13 protein-coding genes and 2 tRNA genes are annotated in these 14,526 nt (G+C 71.9%); 5 read left to right on the forward strand and 10 right to left on the reverse strand.

Features of this window, described 5'->3' with window-relative positions:
* Together ACQSSQ_RS20250 and ACQSSQ_RS20255 are read right to left on the reverse strand one after the other, a co-directional pair.
* The gene (locus ACQSSQ_RS20250; RefSeq protein ID WP_431328943.1) at positions 1 to 1,692 is read right to left on the reverse strand and encodes a GTPase family protein; all 1,692 of its coding nucleotides are present in this window, start codon (positions 1,690 to 1,692) and stop codon (positions 1 to 3) included.
* A gap of 132 nt (positions 1,693 to 1,824) precedes the next feature.
* Positions 1,825 to 3,264 carry a PrsW family intramembrane metalloprotease gene (locus ACQSSQ_RS20255; protein WP_431328944.1) on the reverse strand — a complete coding sequence of 480 codons (1,440 nt, stop codon included), beginning with the start codon at positions 3,262 to 3,264 and terminating at the stop codon, positions 1,825 to 1,827.
* A gap of 56 nt (positions 3,265 to 3,320) precedes the next feature.
* Between ACQSSQ_RS20255 and ACQSSQ_RS20260 the strand changes: the two genes are divergently transcribed.
* Positions 3,321 to 3,394: transfer RNA gene (locus tag ACQSSQ_RS20260), tRNA-Arg, on the forward strand.
* A gap of 1 nt (position 3,395) precedes the next feature.
* Here ACQSSQ_RS20260 and ACQSSQ_RS20265 read toward each other — a convergent pair.
* The 3 genes from ACQSSQ_RS20265 to ACQSSQ_RS20275 form a co-directional block, all read right to left on the reverse strand.
* Positions 3,396 to 3,842, reverse strand: a complete 447-nt coding sequence (locus ACQSSQ_RS20265; RefSeq protein WP_431328945.1) for an OsmC family peroxiredoxin — start codon at positions 3,840 to 3,842, stop codon at positions 3,396 to 3,398.
* A 124-nt stretch (positions 3,843 to 3,966) separates the two neighbouring features.
* Positions 3,967 to 4,767, reverse strand: a complete 801-nt coding sequence (locus ACQSSQ_RS20270; RefSeq protein WP_431328946.1) for a DsbA family protein — start codon at positions 4,765 to 4,767, stop codon at positions 3,967 to 3,969.
* 3 nt (positions 4,768 to 4,770) lie between these two features.
* Complete coding sequence (locus tag ACQSSQ_RS20275) at positions 4,771 to 5,574, reverse strand: DsbA family protein (RefSeq protein ID WP_431328947.1); 804 nt, start codon at positions 5,572 to 5,574, stop codon at positions 4,771 to 4,773.
* 126 nt (positions 5,575 to 5,700) lie between these two features.
* On the opposite strand from ACQSSQ_RS20275, the gene orn reads away from it, so the two are divergent.
* On the forward strand, positions 5,701 to 6,378 hold the full coding sequence (gene orn / locus ACQSSQ_RS20280) for an oligoribonuclease (protein ID WP_431328948.1): 678 nt from the start codon (positions 5,701 to 5,703) through the stop codon (positions 6,376 to 6,378).
* A gap of 48 nt (positions 6,379 to 6,426) precedes the next feature.
* Positions 6,427 to 6,499, forward strand: a tRNA-His gene (locus ACQSSQ_RS20285).
* Between the two features lie 71 nt (positions 6,500 to 6,570).
* Here the strand turns inward: ACQSSQ_RS20285 and ACQSSQ_RS20290 are convergent.
* Complete coding sequence (locus ACQSSQ_RS20290) at positions 6,571 to 7,080, reverse strand: Ltp family lipoprotein (RefSeq protein ID WP_431328949.1); 510 nt, start codon at positions 7,078 to 7,080, stop codon at positions 6,571 to 6,573.
* Positions 7,081 to 7,574: 494 nt separating this feature from the next.
* Between ACQSSQ_RS20290 and lplB the strand changes: the two genes are divergently transcribed.
* Complete coding sequence (gene lplB / locus ACQSSQ_RS20295; RefSeq protein WP_431328950.1) at positions 7,575 to 8,621, forward strand: lipoate-protein ligase small subunit; 1,047 nt, start codon at positions 7,575 to 7,577, stop codon at positions 8,619 to 8,621.
* A gap of 45 nt (positions 8,622 to 8,666) precedes the next feature.
* The gene (locus ACQSSQ_RS20300) at positions 8,667 to 9,239 is read left to right on the forward strand and encodes a hypothetical protein (protein WP_431328951.1); all 573 of its coding nucleotides are present in this window, start codon (positions 8,667 to 8,669) and stop codon (positions 9,237 to 9,239) included.
* Between the two features lie 3 nt (positions 9,240 to 9,242).
* Here ACQSSQ_RS20300 and ACQSSQ_RS20305 read toward each other — a convergent pair whose 3' ends face one another.
* The 4 genes from ACQSSQ_RS20305 to ACQSSQ_RS20320 form a co-directional block, all read right to left on the reverse strand.
* The gene (locus tag ACQSSQ_RS20305; RefSeq protein ID WP_431329364.1) at positions 9,243 to 10,067 is read right to left on the reverse strand and encodes a pseudouridine synthase; all 825 of its coding nucleotides are present in this window, start codon (positions 10,065 to 10,067) and stop codon (positions 9,243 to 9,245) included.
* 228 nt (positions 10,068 to 10,295) lie between these two features.
* The gene (locus ACQSSQ_RS20310) at positions 10,296 to 12,038 is read right to left on the reverse strand and encodes a glycerol-3-phosphate dehydrogenase/oxidase (protein ID WP_431328952.1); all 1,743 of its coding nucleotides are present in this window, start codon (positions 12,036 to 12,038) and stop codon (positions 10,296 to 10,298) included.
* A 1-nt stretch (position 12,039) separates the two neighbouring features.
* The gene (gene glpK, locus ACQSSQ_RS20315) at positions 12,040 to 13,557 is read right to left on the reverse strand and encodes a glycerol kinase GlpK (protein ID WP_431328953.1); all 1,518 of its coding nucleotides are present in this window, start codon (positions 13,555 to 13,557) and stop codon (positions 12,040 to 12,042) included.
* Between the two features lie 26 nt (positions 13,558 to 13,583).
* Entirely contained in the window at positions 13,584 to 14,453 is an 870-nt protein-coding gene (locus ACQSSQ_RS20320) for a LysR family transcriptional regulator (RefSeq protein ID WP_431328954.1), read from the reverse strand.
* Between the last annotated feature and the right edge of the window lie 73 nt (positions 14,454 to 14,526).

The following is a 14,526-nucleotide window of genomic DNA, read 5'->3' on the forward strand; positions in this document are numbered from 1 at the left end:
TCAGTCCCAGTCCTCGGGGATCAGGTCGGTATGTCGTGCGTCCTCGGCGGCGCGAGCAGCGGCTCGAATGCTATCGGCTGCAGAGGGTGCAGCGGCAGCCCGTGCGAGCACGTCGTAGAAACGCTGTCGCTCGTCGCGGAGGACCGTGCCCGCACGGCGGAGGAGGTCCTCCTTGGCGAGCTCCAGGAGCCGTCGCGCCGTCGTCTCCCCGAAGACGTCGACGAGCAGCTCCCGCGCCGTCGCCGCGCCGGTCGCGATCTCCTCCTCGCGTGGCGCGAGCTCGTTGATCACGCACACCCCGAGGGTGACCGCGGAGCCGGCGGTGCCCAGTGCGAGGAACCGCGACGTCATGCGCCGGTCGGAGCCCTCCGCCCGCACGATCTCCGTGCACGCCTCGATCCAGTCGGCGGCGATCCGCTCCGAGCGCTGCCGCAGCGTACGGGTGGCACGCTCGAGCTCGCGTCCGGCCCCGCCGAGCAGGGCGGAGCCCGCCGGGTTGTTCTCCCAGGACTGGTACGCCGTGTGGGCGCCGGCCTCGGCCTGCTCCAGGAGCAGGAGCTCGACGTTGTGCGCGAGGCTCTCCTGGACCTCGTTGACCCGTGCACGTCGCCCGCGGACACTGTCCACGATGCGGTCGCGCAGGCGCCCGATCCGGTCGTCGGTCCCCCGCAGCAGGTCGCCGGCGCCGGCGAAGTCGCGCCACCGGGCGGCGAGCTCGCCGCGCATCAGCGTGCCGTCGGAGAGGCTCTTGGCGAACGTCGCCTCCGCACCGGTGTAGGCGCTGTCGACGTCCTCGACCAGTGCCGTCAGCACCGCGCCCTGGTCGGCGACGGCGTCGGCCACGTCGAACGCCCCGAAGACGATCTTGCGGACCGCTCCGTCGAGCGTCTGCGTCACGATGGACGCGCGGACCTCCGGGTCACCCGCGAGGTCGTGCAGCCAGTTGAGGATCGGAGCGACGGCGCCCGGCGAGAGGAGGCCCTCGTCGTCCACCTCGGACTCGAGCACGGTGAAGAGTGGCGAGTCCTTCAGTCCGCGTGCGGTGAGCATGCGGGCGAGGTGGCCGCGCACCTCCCCCATCGAGGTCTCGGGCGTGCGGTCGAGCACGATGGCGACCGCGGCGCTGCGCTCGGCGGCCTCGCGCAGGTAGTCCCACGGCACCTGGTCGGCGTAGCGCGTCGCCGACGTGACGAACAGCCAGAGGTCGGCCGCGGCGAGCAGCTCGCCGGCCAGTCGGCGGTTGTCGGCCTCGACGGAGTCGACGTCGGGAGCGTCGAGCAGCGCCAGGCCCTTGGGCACCGTGTGCGCGGCCACCAGCGTCAGCGACCGGGTGTCGTGCGACTGCGTCGTGGCGCGCGCGAGGTCGGGCAGGATCCGGTCAGGCTGGAACCACTCGGCGTCGGCCGGGTTGTGCACCAGCACAGCCGATCGGGTGGTGGGTCGCAGGACCCCGGACTCGGTCACGCGACGGCCGACGAGCGAGTTCACGAGGGTCGACTTGCCGGCGCCGGTCGAGCCGCCGACCACGGTCAGCAGGGGCGCGTCGAGCTGCACCAGGCGCGGCAGGACGTAGTCGTCGAGCTGCGAGAGCAGGCGGCGTTGGGCCTCTCGACCGTCGGACGCACCGGCGATCTCCAGGCCGAGGGCAGCACCGCTGAGCTCGGCGCGCAGCTTGAGCAACGCGGCGAGCAAGGTTGCGGTAGAGCCGTCCCTCGACACTCGAACCTCCGGAGAAGGGGTGGTACATGCCCGCCCTCAGCGTAGTGGAGAGCACGAAGGATGACGCACCGGCGACCCTCGCGTCCAGGATTCAGGTGGCCGCGGTCACCCGGGGCGGTGCGCGGACGACCCGTCCGGTCGAGGACCGTGGGGCGGGACGTCGGGCGGCCGGGTCGACGGCGCCGGGGGCGGCGGCCCCTGCGGAACCGGGGGGACGTACGGCGGACGCGGGGCGTACGGGGTGTTCATCCCGTACTGCGGGACGCCCTGTCCCGGGGGCGCGTACGGGGCTCGTCCGTACGGCGCAGGAGCGTACGGCGCCTGTCCGTAGGGCGGACGTGGCGGGGCGTAGGCGAAGCGCAGCGGGGGCGGCAGCACCACGTACGGGCGGAGCAGCCGCATCTCGGCGAGGAAGCCGTCGACGCGCTCGGCGGCCTTGGGCTTGGCCAGGCGGTCGATCACCCCGGCGTACAGGAATGCCATCGTGATCGCATCGCGCTGGTAGCGGCGCGTCGCCTTGGCCGAGATGTCCCCGCCGTGCGCGCGGGCATGCTTGACGGCCTTGCGCCGGTAGGACAGCGAGGCGATGAACGGGATCTCGTCGGCGACCAGCCAGCCGCGCCGGGCGATGTCGGTGAGGGCACGGGCGAGGTAGCGGCCCTGGTTGCGCCGCGCGATCGCGGCCAGCACGACCGTGCCGGCGAGGAGCAGGCCGGTGAACCCGTAGGCCAGGAGGAACCCCGTGCCGCCCAGGTAGCTGACGCCGCCGTTCCAGATGCCGTGCAGCAGCATGCTGCCGAGGAGGCCTCCGACCCACAGGAGTGCCTTCACGCCCGTCGAGCGCTGGCGGACCGACAGGCCGACGGCGATGCCGAACGCGGCGGTGAACATGGGGTGCGCGAACGGGCTCATGATGCCCCGCAGCACGAAGGTGACCGTGGTGGCGCCGGCACCGTCGATGCCGGTCTCGTCGATGCCCAGGTAGGCACCTGCGTAGTAGCCGACGTTCTCGACGAAGGCGAAGCCCAGCCCGACCAGGCCCGCGAACACCAGGCCGTCGATGACGCCGTCGATGACGCGCCGCATCCGCAGGAACGTCAGCACGAGGAACAGGCACTTGGCCGGCTCCTCGGTGACCGGTGCGATGAAGGTCGCGAGCACCTTGTCGGAGAGGTCGAAGGTCTCGGCGATGAAGATCTGCGCGACCAGCGCGAGCGCGACCGACACGACGCCGCCCCAGACGACGGCGGCGAGCTTGTAGTGCCACGGCTCGGGCTCGTAGCGGTCCAGCCAGAAGAAGCAGCCGAGCAGCGCAGGCAGCGGTAGCAGCGCGTAGAGCAGGCTCAGGCCGCTGCCCGCCGCGTCGCCGCTGGTGATCGCGAAGAAACCGACACCCACCACGCCGATCGCGGCGGTGATGAACATGAGCACCAGGAGCAGCGTGTGGCCCCGCTGCCACATCGGGTCGCGCAGCCGTGGCAGCGGCCCGGGCGGGACGGGCGACGTCAGAGGCTGCGGCGCGGATGCCGCCCAGGGCTGGGACACACGAGAAACCCTAGCGGCGCGCGCCGACGGCGGCGTCGCCGCTAGGGTTGCCCTGGGCGCCCGTAGCTCAGCTGGACAGAGCAGCGGCCTTCTAATCCGCCGGTCGCAGGTTCGAATCCTGCCGGGCGCGCTCAGCTCTCCAGCGCGGCGTCGAGCTCGATCTCGGGCACCGCCGCCAGGGCCTTGCTCACGGGGCACGCCTTCTTGGTCTCCTCGGCGACCTCGGCGAACTGCTCGGCGGTCAGGCCGTCGACCTTCGCCCGGACGGTGAGGACGATCTTGGAGATGAGGAGCCCGCCGTTCTCCCGGTCGGGGCGCACGGTGACGTCCGCCGTCACCGTGGACGACTGCGGGGTCCCTCCGGCGTTGCCGATGCCGCCCGAGAGCGCCATGGAGTAGCACGCGGCGTGCGCGGCCGCGATCAGCTCCTCCGGGCTCGTCGTCCCGTCCGCCTCGTCGGCGACGCGCTTGGGGAAGGAGACGTCGAAGGAGCCCGCCCCAGAGCTGTCGAGGTTGACGCTTCCCGACCCGTCCTGCAGCCCGCCGGTCCACCGGGTCGTCGCGGTGCGTGTGGCCATGGTTGTCGCTCCCGTCGTTGGTTCTGTGGTGGTTCGTCCCTGCCCACCGTAGAGACGCGACGCCCCGTACGCACGAGGCGTACGGGGCGTCGGGGTCTCGACCGGGCGGGATCCGGACCCGGTGTCAGCCGGCCTTGGCGGCGGCGACCGCCGTCGCGAGGTCCTGCGGCGTCGGGATGTTGCCGCCGGAGCCGGTCACGGCCGTGCCGTCGACCCACACGGTCGGGGTCCCCGACACCTGGGTGCCCTCGGAGTCCTTGGACGCGAAGGCCTCCTCGGTGACCTTGCTGTAGTCGCCCGGCGGGTCGCCGGCCCAGTCGCGGAACGGGCGCCCCTCGATGCAGTCGGCAGCCGCGTCGACGCCGACCTCCTTGGCCCAGTCGACGAGCTGGGCGTTGTCGACGCCCGGACCCGACTCGCTCGGCTGGTTCTCGAAGACGGTCCGCGCGTAGTCGCGCCACCCCTTGGCCCCGGCCTCCTCGTACACGCACATCGAGGCGGCGAGCGACTCGGCGGAGAACTCGGTGAGGAACGCGACGGGGCGGTACTCGATCTCGATCGCGCCGGCCGCGACCTGCTGATCGAGCCAGTCGCCGGAGGTCTGCTCGAAGGCCTTGCAGACCGGGCACTGCAGGTCCTCGAAGATCGTGACCTTCACAGGGTCGGGCGCAGCGGTGCCGCCCACGTCGGTGGCCGACAGCAGGATGCCGTTGTCCTCGGTGAGACCCTTCGGCGTGCGCGCCGGATCACCGGCGGAGTCGTCGACCGCGGACTTCACCGCGAACCCCGCACCGGCGATCACGACCAGCACGACGGCCACGACCGCCGCGGTGATGATGTTGCGGCGGCGCTTGTCCTGCCGCTCGCGCTCCTTGCGCATCGCCTCCGCGCGCTCGCGGCGGTTCCTCTTGTCGTCGGTCGCCATGGATCAGCCCGCCTTCGCGGCCTCGACGGCCTTCTGCAGATCGGCGAGGCCCGGGACGGTCGGGTTGCCGTCGGCGTCCTCAGGTCCGTTGAGCGTGGTGCCGTTGACCCACACGGTCGGCGTGCCGGAGAGCTTGTTGCCCTCCGAGTCCTCCTGGTCGAACGCCGCCTTGGTGGCCTCGCCGTTGAGGTCGGCGAAGTCCCGGAACGGACGTCCCTTGATGCAGTCGGCGGCGCCCGTGGCCCCGGCCTGCTCGGCCATGTCGACGAAGTCCTTCTCGTCGAGGTTGCCGCCCTCGGTCGGCTGGTTGGCGAAGACCAGCTCGGAGTAGTCGCGGTACGCCTTGGCGCCGGCGTCCTCGAAGACGCACAGCGCGGAGCCCATCGCGTCGCCGGAGAAGTCGGTCAGGAAGGCGACCGGACGGAACTCGACGTCGATCGCGCCGGCGGCGACCTGCTCGTCGATCCAGCTGCCGGCCTCCTCCTCGAAAGCCTTGCAGTGCGGGCAGGCGAAGTCCTCGAACAGCGTCACCTTGACCGGGTCGGCCGCCGCGGTGCCGCCGACGTCGGTGGCGGTGAGCGCGATGCCCCCGTCCTCGGTGAGGCCCTCAGGGGTGCGCGCGGGGTCGTCGGCCGAGTTGTCGACGGCGGCCTTGACGGCGAAGCCTGCGCCCGCGATCACGACCAGCACGACCGCGACCACCGCGGCCGTGATGACGTTGCGGCGCCGCTTCTCCTGCCGCTCCCGCTCCTTGCGCATCTGCTCCGCGCGCTCGCGGCGCGCGCGCTTGTCATCCCTGCTGGCCACCTGGCTCAACCATCCTTCGCGTACGGACACGTGTCGCCGGTCAAACGTGCAGGCACGGCCTCGCGTTCCCGGGGACGGCCCCAGGCTACCGGTCGGTGTCGGGCGTTCCGGCTAGGGTGGGCTGTCGTGGACAGGCTTGTGTGGATCGACTGCGAGATGACCGGTCTCGACCTGGAGCACGACGCTCTCGTCGAGGTGGCGGCCATCGTCACCGACTTCGAGCTCAACCCGGTCGCCGACGGCATCGACGTCGTCATCAAGCCGCCGCGCGAGGCGCTCGACCAGATGAACGCGGTCGTCACGCAGATGCACACCGACTCGGGACTGCTCTCCGAGCTCGACGCGGGCATCCCGCTGGCCGACGCGGAGCAGGTCGTCCTCGACTACATCAAGCAGCACGTGCCCGAGCCCGGCAAGGCGCCGCTCGCGGGCAACTCGATCGGCACCGACCGCGCCTTCCTCGTCCGCGACATGCCCGAGCTGGAGTCCTACCTCCACTACCGGGTCGTCGACGTGTCCTCGATCAAGGAGCTCTCGCGCCGGTGGTACCCGCGCGTCTACTTCAACGCTCCCGCCAAGACCGGCAACCACCGCGCGCTCGCCGACATCCTGGAGAGCATCGAGGAGCTGCGCTACTACCGCGCCGCCGTCTTCGTCGCCGAGCCCGGGCCCGACAGTGAGACCGCACGGGCGATCGCGGCCGAGCACGCGGGCTCGCTCCGGGCCAAGGTCCCAGAGGCTCCCGCGGTGGAGGCTGCGGTCGAGGACGTGGCACCGACCCGGGTTTCGGGCGACGAGACCTGACCCGCTACACTCGTCTGGCCGCACTCGGTACGAGCCGGGTCGCGCGCGGTGGGTGTAGCTCAGTTGGTAGAGCACCGGCTTGTGGTGCCGGTGGCCGCGGGTTCAAGTCCCGTCATCCACCCCGACAAGAGGGCCCGGAATCGCGAGATTCCGGGCCTTTGTCATTCCTGATCACCAATCGAGCGCAAGGCGTCAGAGTCCGGTCTGTCGGACGCCATATGTCGCCTGGGCGGGCGTGTACCCCTCGAACTCGAGCTGCTGGATCAGTCCGGAGCGAGAGAAGTTGGTGTACTCGAGGTATGCCTCGGCCGACCGAGCTGCCTGCTCGTTCCAGTTGACGTCGATCGCGTTGACGGCGTAGCGGGCGTCCTTCTTGGAGTACCCCTCGAACTCGAGCTGCTTGACCAGGCCTGACTTGCTGAAAGGCGCGTACTCGAGGTAGTCCTCAGCGGCCTCGCGGGCGTTCGCCTGCGAGCGGGTCTCGACCGGCTCCGGTTCCGGCTCCGGATCTGCCGGTGGTTCTGTTGTCGGCTCCGTCGTCGGCTCAGGTTCCGGCGCTTCTGTCGTCGCCGGCGCGTCCGTGGTCGGCGGGTCCGTGGTCTCCGGAGCGGTCGTCGCCGTTGTCGCGTCGTCGACGGCGGCGACCGGGTCATCCTTCTTGGGTGATGTCCCGTCCTCCGTTGCGACGGCGACCACGCCCATCAGGACGAGCATGGCGGTCACCCCGCCGGCGATCCAGGCGGCCGCTCGAGCGTTGCTCATCGGCTTCTTCGGGCTGCGTTCGTTCACGATCGACTCCCCTCAGTCGGTCCCCCCGTCTCTCAGCGTCACCCGGACAGCAGGTCTTTGTACTGCGTTTTGAATATTGACGCGCCTACTGAGCCTGGTCAGCCGTGATGCTGACCGGGACGCTCTGTTTCGCCGACGCCCGCTCGAGGCCCGCCGCGCCGATTTCTGGACAACTGCCCAAGAATTTCCTTAACCCCCTCCGGTTGTGCTGTCTTGTCCCGTAATGTCGTACTCGCGCGGCGCGAATACCCCCACTCGTTCCGCGCCGAGCCCCGCCTCTCGAGGCGGGGCTCGTCTCGTCTCCGGGGTGGCCTCCCCCACGCTCCGCCCGGGAAGCCGCGCCGCTGCTTCGGCGTTGACCCCGGCGTCGACGCGTCCACGTCGGCGCAGTCGACGAGGAGGTCGCGGTGCACGGCGAGTACAAGGTCCCGGGTGGCAAGCTGGTGGTCGTCGACCTCGAGGTGGTCGGTGGCCGGCTCAAGGACGTCAGGCTCTCGGGCGACTTCTTCCTCGAGCCCGACGACGCGCTCGACCGGATCACCGACGCGCTCGAGGGTCAGCCGGACGACGCCTCCGTCGGGTCGTACGCGAGCGCCGTCGAGGACGCGCTGCAGGGCGCCACGATGATCGGGTTCGACCCGCGCTCGGTCGGCTTCGCGGTGGCACGCGCGCTCGGGCGCTCGACCGCGTGGCACGACCTCGCGTTCGAGCTCGTCGACGCCGGCCCGCTCCACCCCGCGCAGCAGATGGCGCTCGACGAGGTCCTCGCCACCCAGGTCGGTGAAGGTCTCCGCGCACCCGCCCTGCGCGTCTGGGAGTGGGCGTCCAACGCGGTCATCATCGGGTCGTTCCAGTCGCTGTCCAACGAGGTCGACCTCGACGCCGCGGCGCGGCACGACACGACGGTCGTACGACGGATGTCCGGCGGCGGCGCGATGTTCGTCGAGCCCGGCAACACGATCACGTACTCGCTGTACGTCCCGGCGTCCCTGGTCGAGGGCATGACCTTCGCCGAGTCGTACGCGTTCCTCGACGCGTGGGTGATCCGGGCGCTGCGCGGGCTCGGCCTCGACGCCTCGTACGTGCCGCTCAACGACATCGCGACCCCGCACGGCAAGATCGGCGGCGCGGCGCAGAAGCGGCTGGCCAGCGGCGCGGTCCTCCACCACGTGACGATGTCGTACGACATGGACGCCACGAAGATGCTCGACATCCTGCGGATCGGGCGCGAGAAGCTGTCCGACAAGGGGACGGCCAGCGCTGCCAAGCGGGTCGACCCGCTGCGCAGCCAGACCGGCATGACCCGGGACGCGATCGTCCGCGCGATGGTCGAGCACTTCGACGCCAGCTACGGGCTGACGCCGGTCGGCCTCGACGAGGCGGCGCGCGAGGCGATGGAGTCGCTGGCCGCGGCGAAGTACGCCACCGAGGAGTGGACCGCGCGCGTGCCGTGACGCAAGCGCGACCTGCTCGGTCGAGCGCGCCACCATGATGAGCGCATGTCTCGTACCCGTACGGCGGTCCTCGTGACCGCAGGCGTCATCGCAGGCCTCGTCGCCGGCGGGACCACCGTCGCCGTCGCCTCCACCGCGACCAAGACCGTCAAGGTCTGCACCACGAAGAAGTACGTCGTCAGATCGGCCGACGCGCAGGGCCGGTGCCCGAAGAAGACGAAGAAGCGCGCCGTCAACGTCCGCGGGCCGCAAGGCCCGCAGGGTGTGAAGGGCGCGACCGGAGCGCGAGGCCCGTCGGAGGCGTGGACGTTGCGGGCGCTGACGCGACCAGAGGGCGTGACGGTGCCGGCAGGTTCGTACGTCGTGAACGGCACCGTCTACTTCGGCCGCGCGACGGCCGACGCCCAGTGCTGGCTGTGGCACCAGACCTCGGCTTCCGGCAGCGCAGCGGTCGGCTCGTTCTTCCCGGGAAGCAACACGACGGCGACCCTTCCCGTGAGCGACGCGTTCACCGTGACGGCGACCTCCGACGTGTGGATCGACTGCTCCGGCGTGGCGGCCGGCTACTCGATGCAGCCTCGCCTCGCAATGATCGCCGTCGGCACGCTGCACGAGTGACGGTCACCCCTCCGGGAGGAGCGGGAGCGTACGGCGGCTGGTGAAGCGCCGTACGCGCCCGTCCACCGGGTCGGTGAACGCGAGCTCGCTGGCGAGCAGCTGGAGCGGGCGCGTGAAGTCGTCGAGGTCGACGTCGAGCACCTCGGGATAGACCGGGTCGCCGACCATCGGGATGCCGAGCCCGTAGAGGTGCGCGCGGAGCTGGTGCGTGCGTCCGGTCTCGGGCTCGAGGCGGTAGACGCCGTGCTCGCCGAGGCGCTCCTCGAGCGCGATGCGGGTGATCGCGTTCGGCCGCGCGTCGGGAACCACCGCTACCTGGAACGACCCGCGACGCTTCACGAGGTGGTTGCGCACCGTCGTCGGCAGCGCGAGCCCGGGGTCGACCGGAGCGAGCGCGCGGTAGGTCTTGCGGACCTCCCGGCGTTGGAACAGCAGCTGGTACGCCCCGCGCCACCGCCGCTCGGTCGTGAGGACGAGCACGCCGGAGGTGATCCGGTCGAGCCGGTGCACCGGAGAGACCTCCGGAAGCCCCAGCTCGTCGCGCAGCCGCACCACGACGCTCTCGCGCACGTGGCGGCCGCGCGGGATCGTCGCGAGGAACGGCGGCTTGTCCACGACGACGAGCCGCTCGTCGCGATGGAGGACGTGCAGCGCGCCCGGGACCGGCGCCTCCTCGCGCAGGTCACGGTAGAACCAGACGAACGTGTGCGGACGGTACGGGGCGTCGTCGGCGACCGCGGCGCCCGCTCCGTCCACGAAGCGCCGGTCCGCGAACATCCCCGACACGTCGACCTTCTCCGGGAGCCGCCAGCGCAGCCACTCCCCCATCGTCGTCCACGCCACCGGCTCGCGACCCCGGTCCGGCGTCCGCAACCAGACGGCGTTGAGCCCGTCGCGGGGCGGGAGCGGAGAGCGGGGCGGCACGGCTCGATCGTAGGCGCGCGGGCGGTGCGCGCGGAGCGTCGGTGCGTCCGTGGTCACGGCGCCGATCTCGGTGACCACGGAGGCACCGACGCTGCGGTGAGCGCCCTCTACTCGACGCGTGCCACCGGCGCTCTACTCGACGCGTGCCACCGGCACGACGTCCCCCGCCCCCATCCGCGCCGCGTCGGCCGTCTCGTCGTCCGGCATCGTCTGGCTCTCGCGCTCGGCCGCGACGCGCGCGAGGTAGTGCTCCACCTCGCGGCGTACCTGCTCCGGTCCCCACCCGAGCGGCCCCGCCATCAGCGCCGCCGCCTCCTCCGCGGAGTCCGTCCCCCGGTCGAAGGTCTCGATCGAGATGCGGGTACGGCGCGTCAGCACGTCGTCGAGGTGCCGCGCGCCCTCGTGCGTGACCGCGTAGACGATCTCCGCCCGCAGGTAGTCGTCGGCAGCTGCGAGCGGCTCCGCCAGCGTCGGGTCCGCCTCGATCAGCCCGAGCACCTCGTGCACCAGCGCGCCGTACCGCTGGAGCAGGTGCTCGACCCGCACCTCGTGCAGCCCGCTGCGCGCGGCGATCAGTCCGCGCCGGTTCCACAGCGCCGGGTAGCCGTCGGCCCCGAGCAGCGGCACGTCCTCGGTCACGCAGGCCGGGATCACCCGCGAGAGCCGCACCCCGAGGGCGTTGGCGGCGGCGTCGACGGCGTCGCGTGCCATCACGCGGTACGTCGTGTACTTGCCGCCGGCGACCACGACCAGCCCCGGCACCGCGTGCGAGACGGCGTGCTCGCGCGAGAGGGTCGACGTGGCCTCCGACTCGCCGCGCAGCAGCGGCCGCAGGCCCGCGTACACGCCCTCGACGTCGTCGTGCGTCAGCGGCGTCGCGAGCACCGCGTTGACGTGCGCGAGGAGGTAGTCGATGTCGGTACGGCTCGCGGCCGGGTGGTCCTTCGAGAGCGCCCAGTCGGTGTCCGTGGTGCCGATGATCCAGTGCCGCTTCCACGGGATCACGAACAGCACCGACGTCTCCGTGCGCAGGATCAGCCCGACGTCGCCCTGGATGCGGTCGCGCGGCACGACGAGGTGCACCCCCTTGCTCGCCCGCACGTGGAACTGCCCGCGCTCGGCGACCATCGCCTGGGTCTCGTCGGTCCACACGCCGGTCGCGTTGATCACCTGCGAGGCGCGGATCTCGAACTCCTCCCCCGCCTCCAGGTCACGGACCACGACGCCCGTCACCCGCTCGCCCTCGCGCAGCATGCCGGTCACGCGGGTGCGGGTGGCGACGTGCGCCCCGTACGAGGCAGCGGTGCGCGCGAGCATCATCCTGTGGCGGGCGTCGTCGACCTGGCCGTCGTAGTACTCGATCGCCCCGACCAGCGCGTCCTTGCGCAGCGCCGGCATGCGGCGCATCGCCTTGCGCCGGGAGAGGTGGCGGTGCCGCGGCACGCCGCGGGACTGGCCGGACAGCCACGCCATCGAGTCGTACATCGCGACGCCGGTGCCGGCGTACGCGCGCTCCCACCCGCGGTGCGTCAGCGGGTAGAGGAACGGGACCGGCTGGACGAGGTGCGGGGCGAGGCGTTCTACGAGGAGGCTGCGCTCGGCCAGCGCCTCCGCGACCAGGCCGAAGTCGAGCATCTCGAGGTAGCGGAGCCCGCCGTGGATCAGCTTCGAGGAGCGGCTCGACGTCCCGGACGCGAGATCGCGCGCCTCGACGAGCCCGGTGGTCAGACCGCGGGTCGCGGCGTCGAGCGCGCTGCCGGCGCCCACGACGCCGCCGCCGATGACGAGGACGTCGAGCGGGCCTTCGGCGGCGGTCGCGCGCAGGCGCTCCAACGCGTCGCGCCGTGCGGCATGGTCGAGCGCGACCGGTCGCACGTCAGTCGACCTCCACCCAGCCGAGGGTCCGTTGCACGGCCTTCTTCCAGCCCGCGTACGCCGCCTCCCGCCGCTCGGCGTCCCACTGCGGCTCCCACCGACGCGACTCGTGCCAGTTCTGGCGCAGCTCGTCGGTGCTCTCCCAGAACCCGACCGCGAGCCCTGCGGCGTACGCCGCCCCGAGCGCCGTCGTCTCGGAGACGACCGGCCTGCTGACGGGCGTGCCGAGCACGTCGGCCTGGATCTGCATGCACAGCTCGTTCTCGGTGACGCCCCCGTCGACCTTGAGCACGTCGACCGCGACGCCGGAGTCCTCGACCATCGCCTCCGCCACGTCGCGCGACTGGAAGCAGATCGCCTCGAGCGTCGCCCGGGCCAGGTGCGCGTTGGTGTTGTAGCGGGAGAGGCCGACGATCGCGCCGCGGGCGTCCGAGCGCCAGTACGGCGCGAAGAGGCCGGAGAACGCGGGGACGAAGTAGACCCCGCCGTTGTCCTCGACCTGTCGCGCCAGCGCCTCGGACTGCGCGGCGCCTGAGATGATGCCGAGCTGGTCGCGCAGCCACTGGACCGCGGAGCCGGTGACGGCGATGGAGCCCTCGAGCGCATAGACGGGGTCGGTGTCGCCGAGCTGGTACGCGACGGTGGTCAGCAGCCCGGCCTTGCTCCGTACGATCTCGGTGCCGGTGTTGAGCAGCAGGAAGTTGCCGGTGCCGTACGTGTTCTTGGCCTCCCCCGGCGCGAAACACACCTGGCCGACGAGCGCCGCCTGCTGGTCGCCGAGGATGCCGGTGATCGGCACCTCTCCGGCGAGCGGGCCGTCGTCGAGCGTCGTGCCGTACGAGTCGGCGACCGACGACGGGCGGATCTCGGGGAGCATCGCGCGCGGGATCCCGAAGATCTCGAGCAGCTCGTCGTCCCAGTCGAGGGTCTCGAGGTTCATCAGCATCGTGCGGCTCGCGTTGGTCACGTCGGTGACGTGCACCCCGCCGTGCCGGCCGCCGGTGAGCTGCCACGTGACCCAGCAGTCGGTCGTCCCGAAGAGCGCGTCGCCCCGCTCGGCGGCCTCACGCACTCCGGAGACGTTCTCGAGGATCCAGGCGATCTTGCCGCCGGAGAAGTACGTCGCCGGAGGCAGGCCGGCCTTCTCGCGGATGACGTCGCCGAAGCCCTCGTTCTCGAGCCGCGCGGCGAGCCGGTCGGTGCGGGTGTCCTGCCAGACGATCGCCGGCGCGTACGGCCGTCCGGTACGGCGGTCCCAGACGACCGTGGTCTCGCGCTGGTTGGTGATGCCGAGCGCGGCGAGGTCGGACGCGCTCAGCCGGGCCTTCGCGAGCGCGGTCTGGATCACCGCGCTGGTCCGCTCCCAGATCTCCAGCGGGTTGTGCTCGACCCACCCGCTGCGCGGCATGATCTGCTCGTGCTCCAGCTGGTGACGCGCGACCTCGAAGCCGTCGTGGTCGAAGATCATGAAGCGCGTGCTGGTCGTGCCCTGGTCCACGGACCCCACGAAGTCGGCCATGGAACGTTTCTACCGCAGTCCGCGTGCTAACCAGCGGTCAGCGCCGCGAGGAACGCCGCTGCCGCGGGCGACGGGCGGTGCCGGCTCCACGCCACGTGCTCCTCGCGGGCCGGGGCGTCGGCGATCGGGACGGTACGGACGCCCGCGAGCGTCCGAGCGTACGCACCGGGCAGCAGCGCGATCCCGAGCCGCTGCGCGACCAGCCGCGCCGCGAGGTCGCCCGTCGTCACCTCGAACGCCACGTGCCGCTCCAGGCCGGCGGCGGCGAACGCCTCGTCCGACTGGAGCCGCCCCGGCGTGCCAGCGGTGAAGTCGACGAACGGGTACGGCGCGAGCGTCGCGAGGTCCGTACGGCGCTCCCCCGCGAGCGGGTGGTCCACGGCGACGACCGCGACGTGCTCGTCCCGGCCGAGGACGCGACTGCGCACGCCCTGAGGCACCCGTCCCGGCGGGAGACCGAGGAAGGCCACGTCAACCGTGCCGGACGCGATCTGCGCGACGAGCTCGTCGCTGCCGTCGGTCCGCAGCGAGACGTCGACGCGCGGATGGACGTCGCGGAAGTCGCGCAGCACGCTCGGCAGGTCCAGCGCGGTCACGGTCGGGATCGCGCCGAGCCGCAGGCGTCCGCTCACGACCCCGGACACGGCGGCGGCCTCGGCCCGGGCGCGCTCCGCGGCCTCGAGGGCGTCGCGGGCCGCCGGCAGGAACGCCTCGCCCGCGGCGGTCGGAACGACGCGTCGGCTGGTCCGGTCGAAGAGCCGCGCCCCGATCTCGCGCTCGAGCTTGGCGACCTGGTGGCTGAGCGCGGACTGCACGACGTGGCACTGCTGCGCGGCACGCGTGAAGCTGCGGGTCTCGGCGACGGCGACGACGTAGCGGAGTTGCTGGAGCTCCATCCGGCCATCGTCCACCATCCATCGATTTGCGTCATGCTTGCCGTGACGAACATGCGTTGGACTCATCGCTCAT

The organism is Mumia spirodelae (assembly GCF_050632745.1).
GTDB lineage: Bacteria > Actinomycetota > Actinomycetes > Propionibacteriales > Nocardioidaceae > Mumia.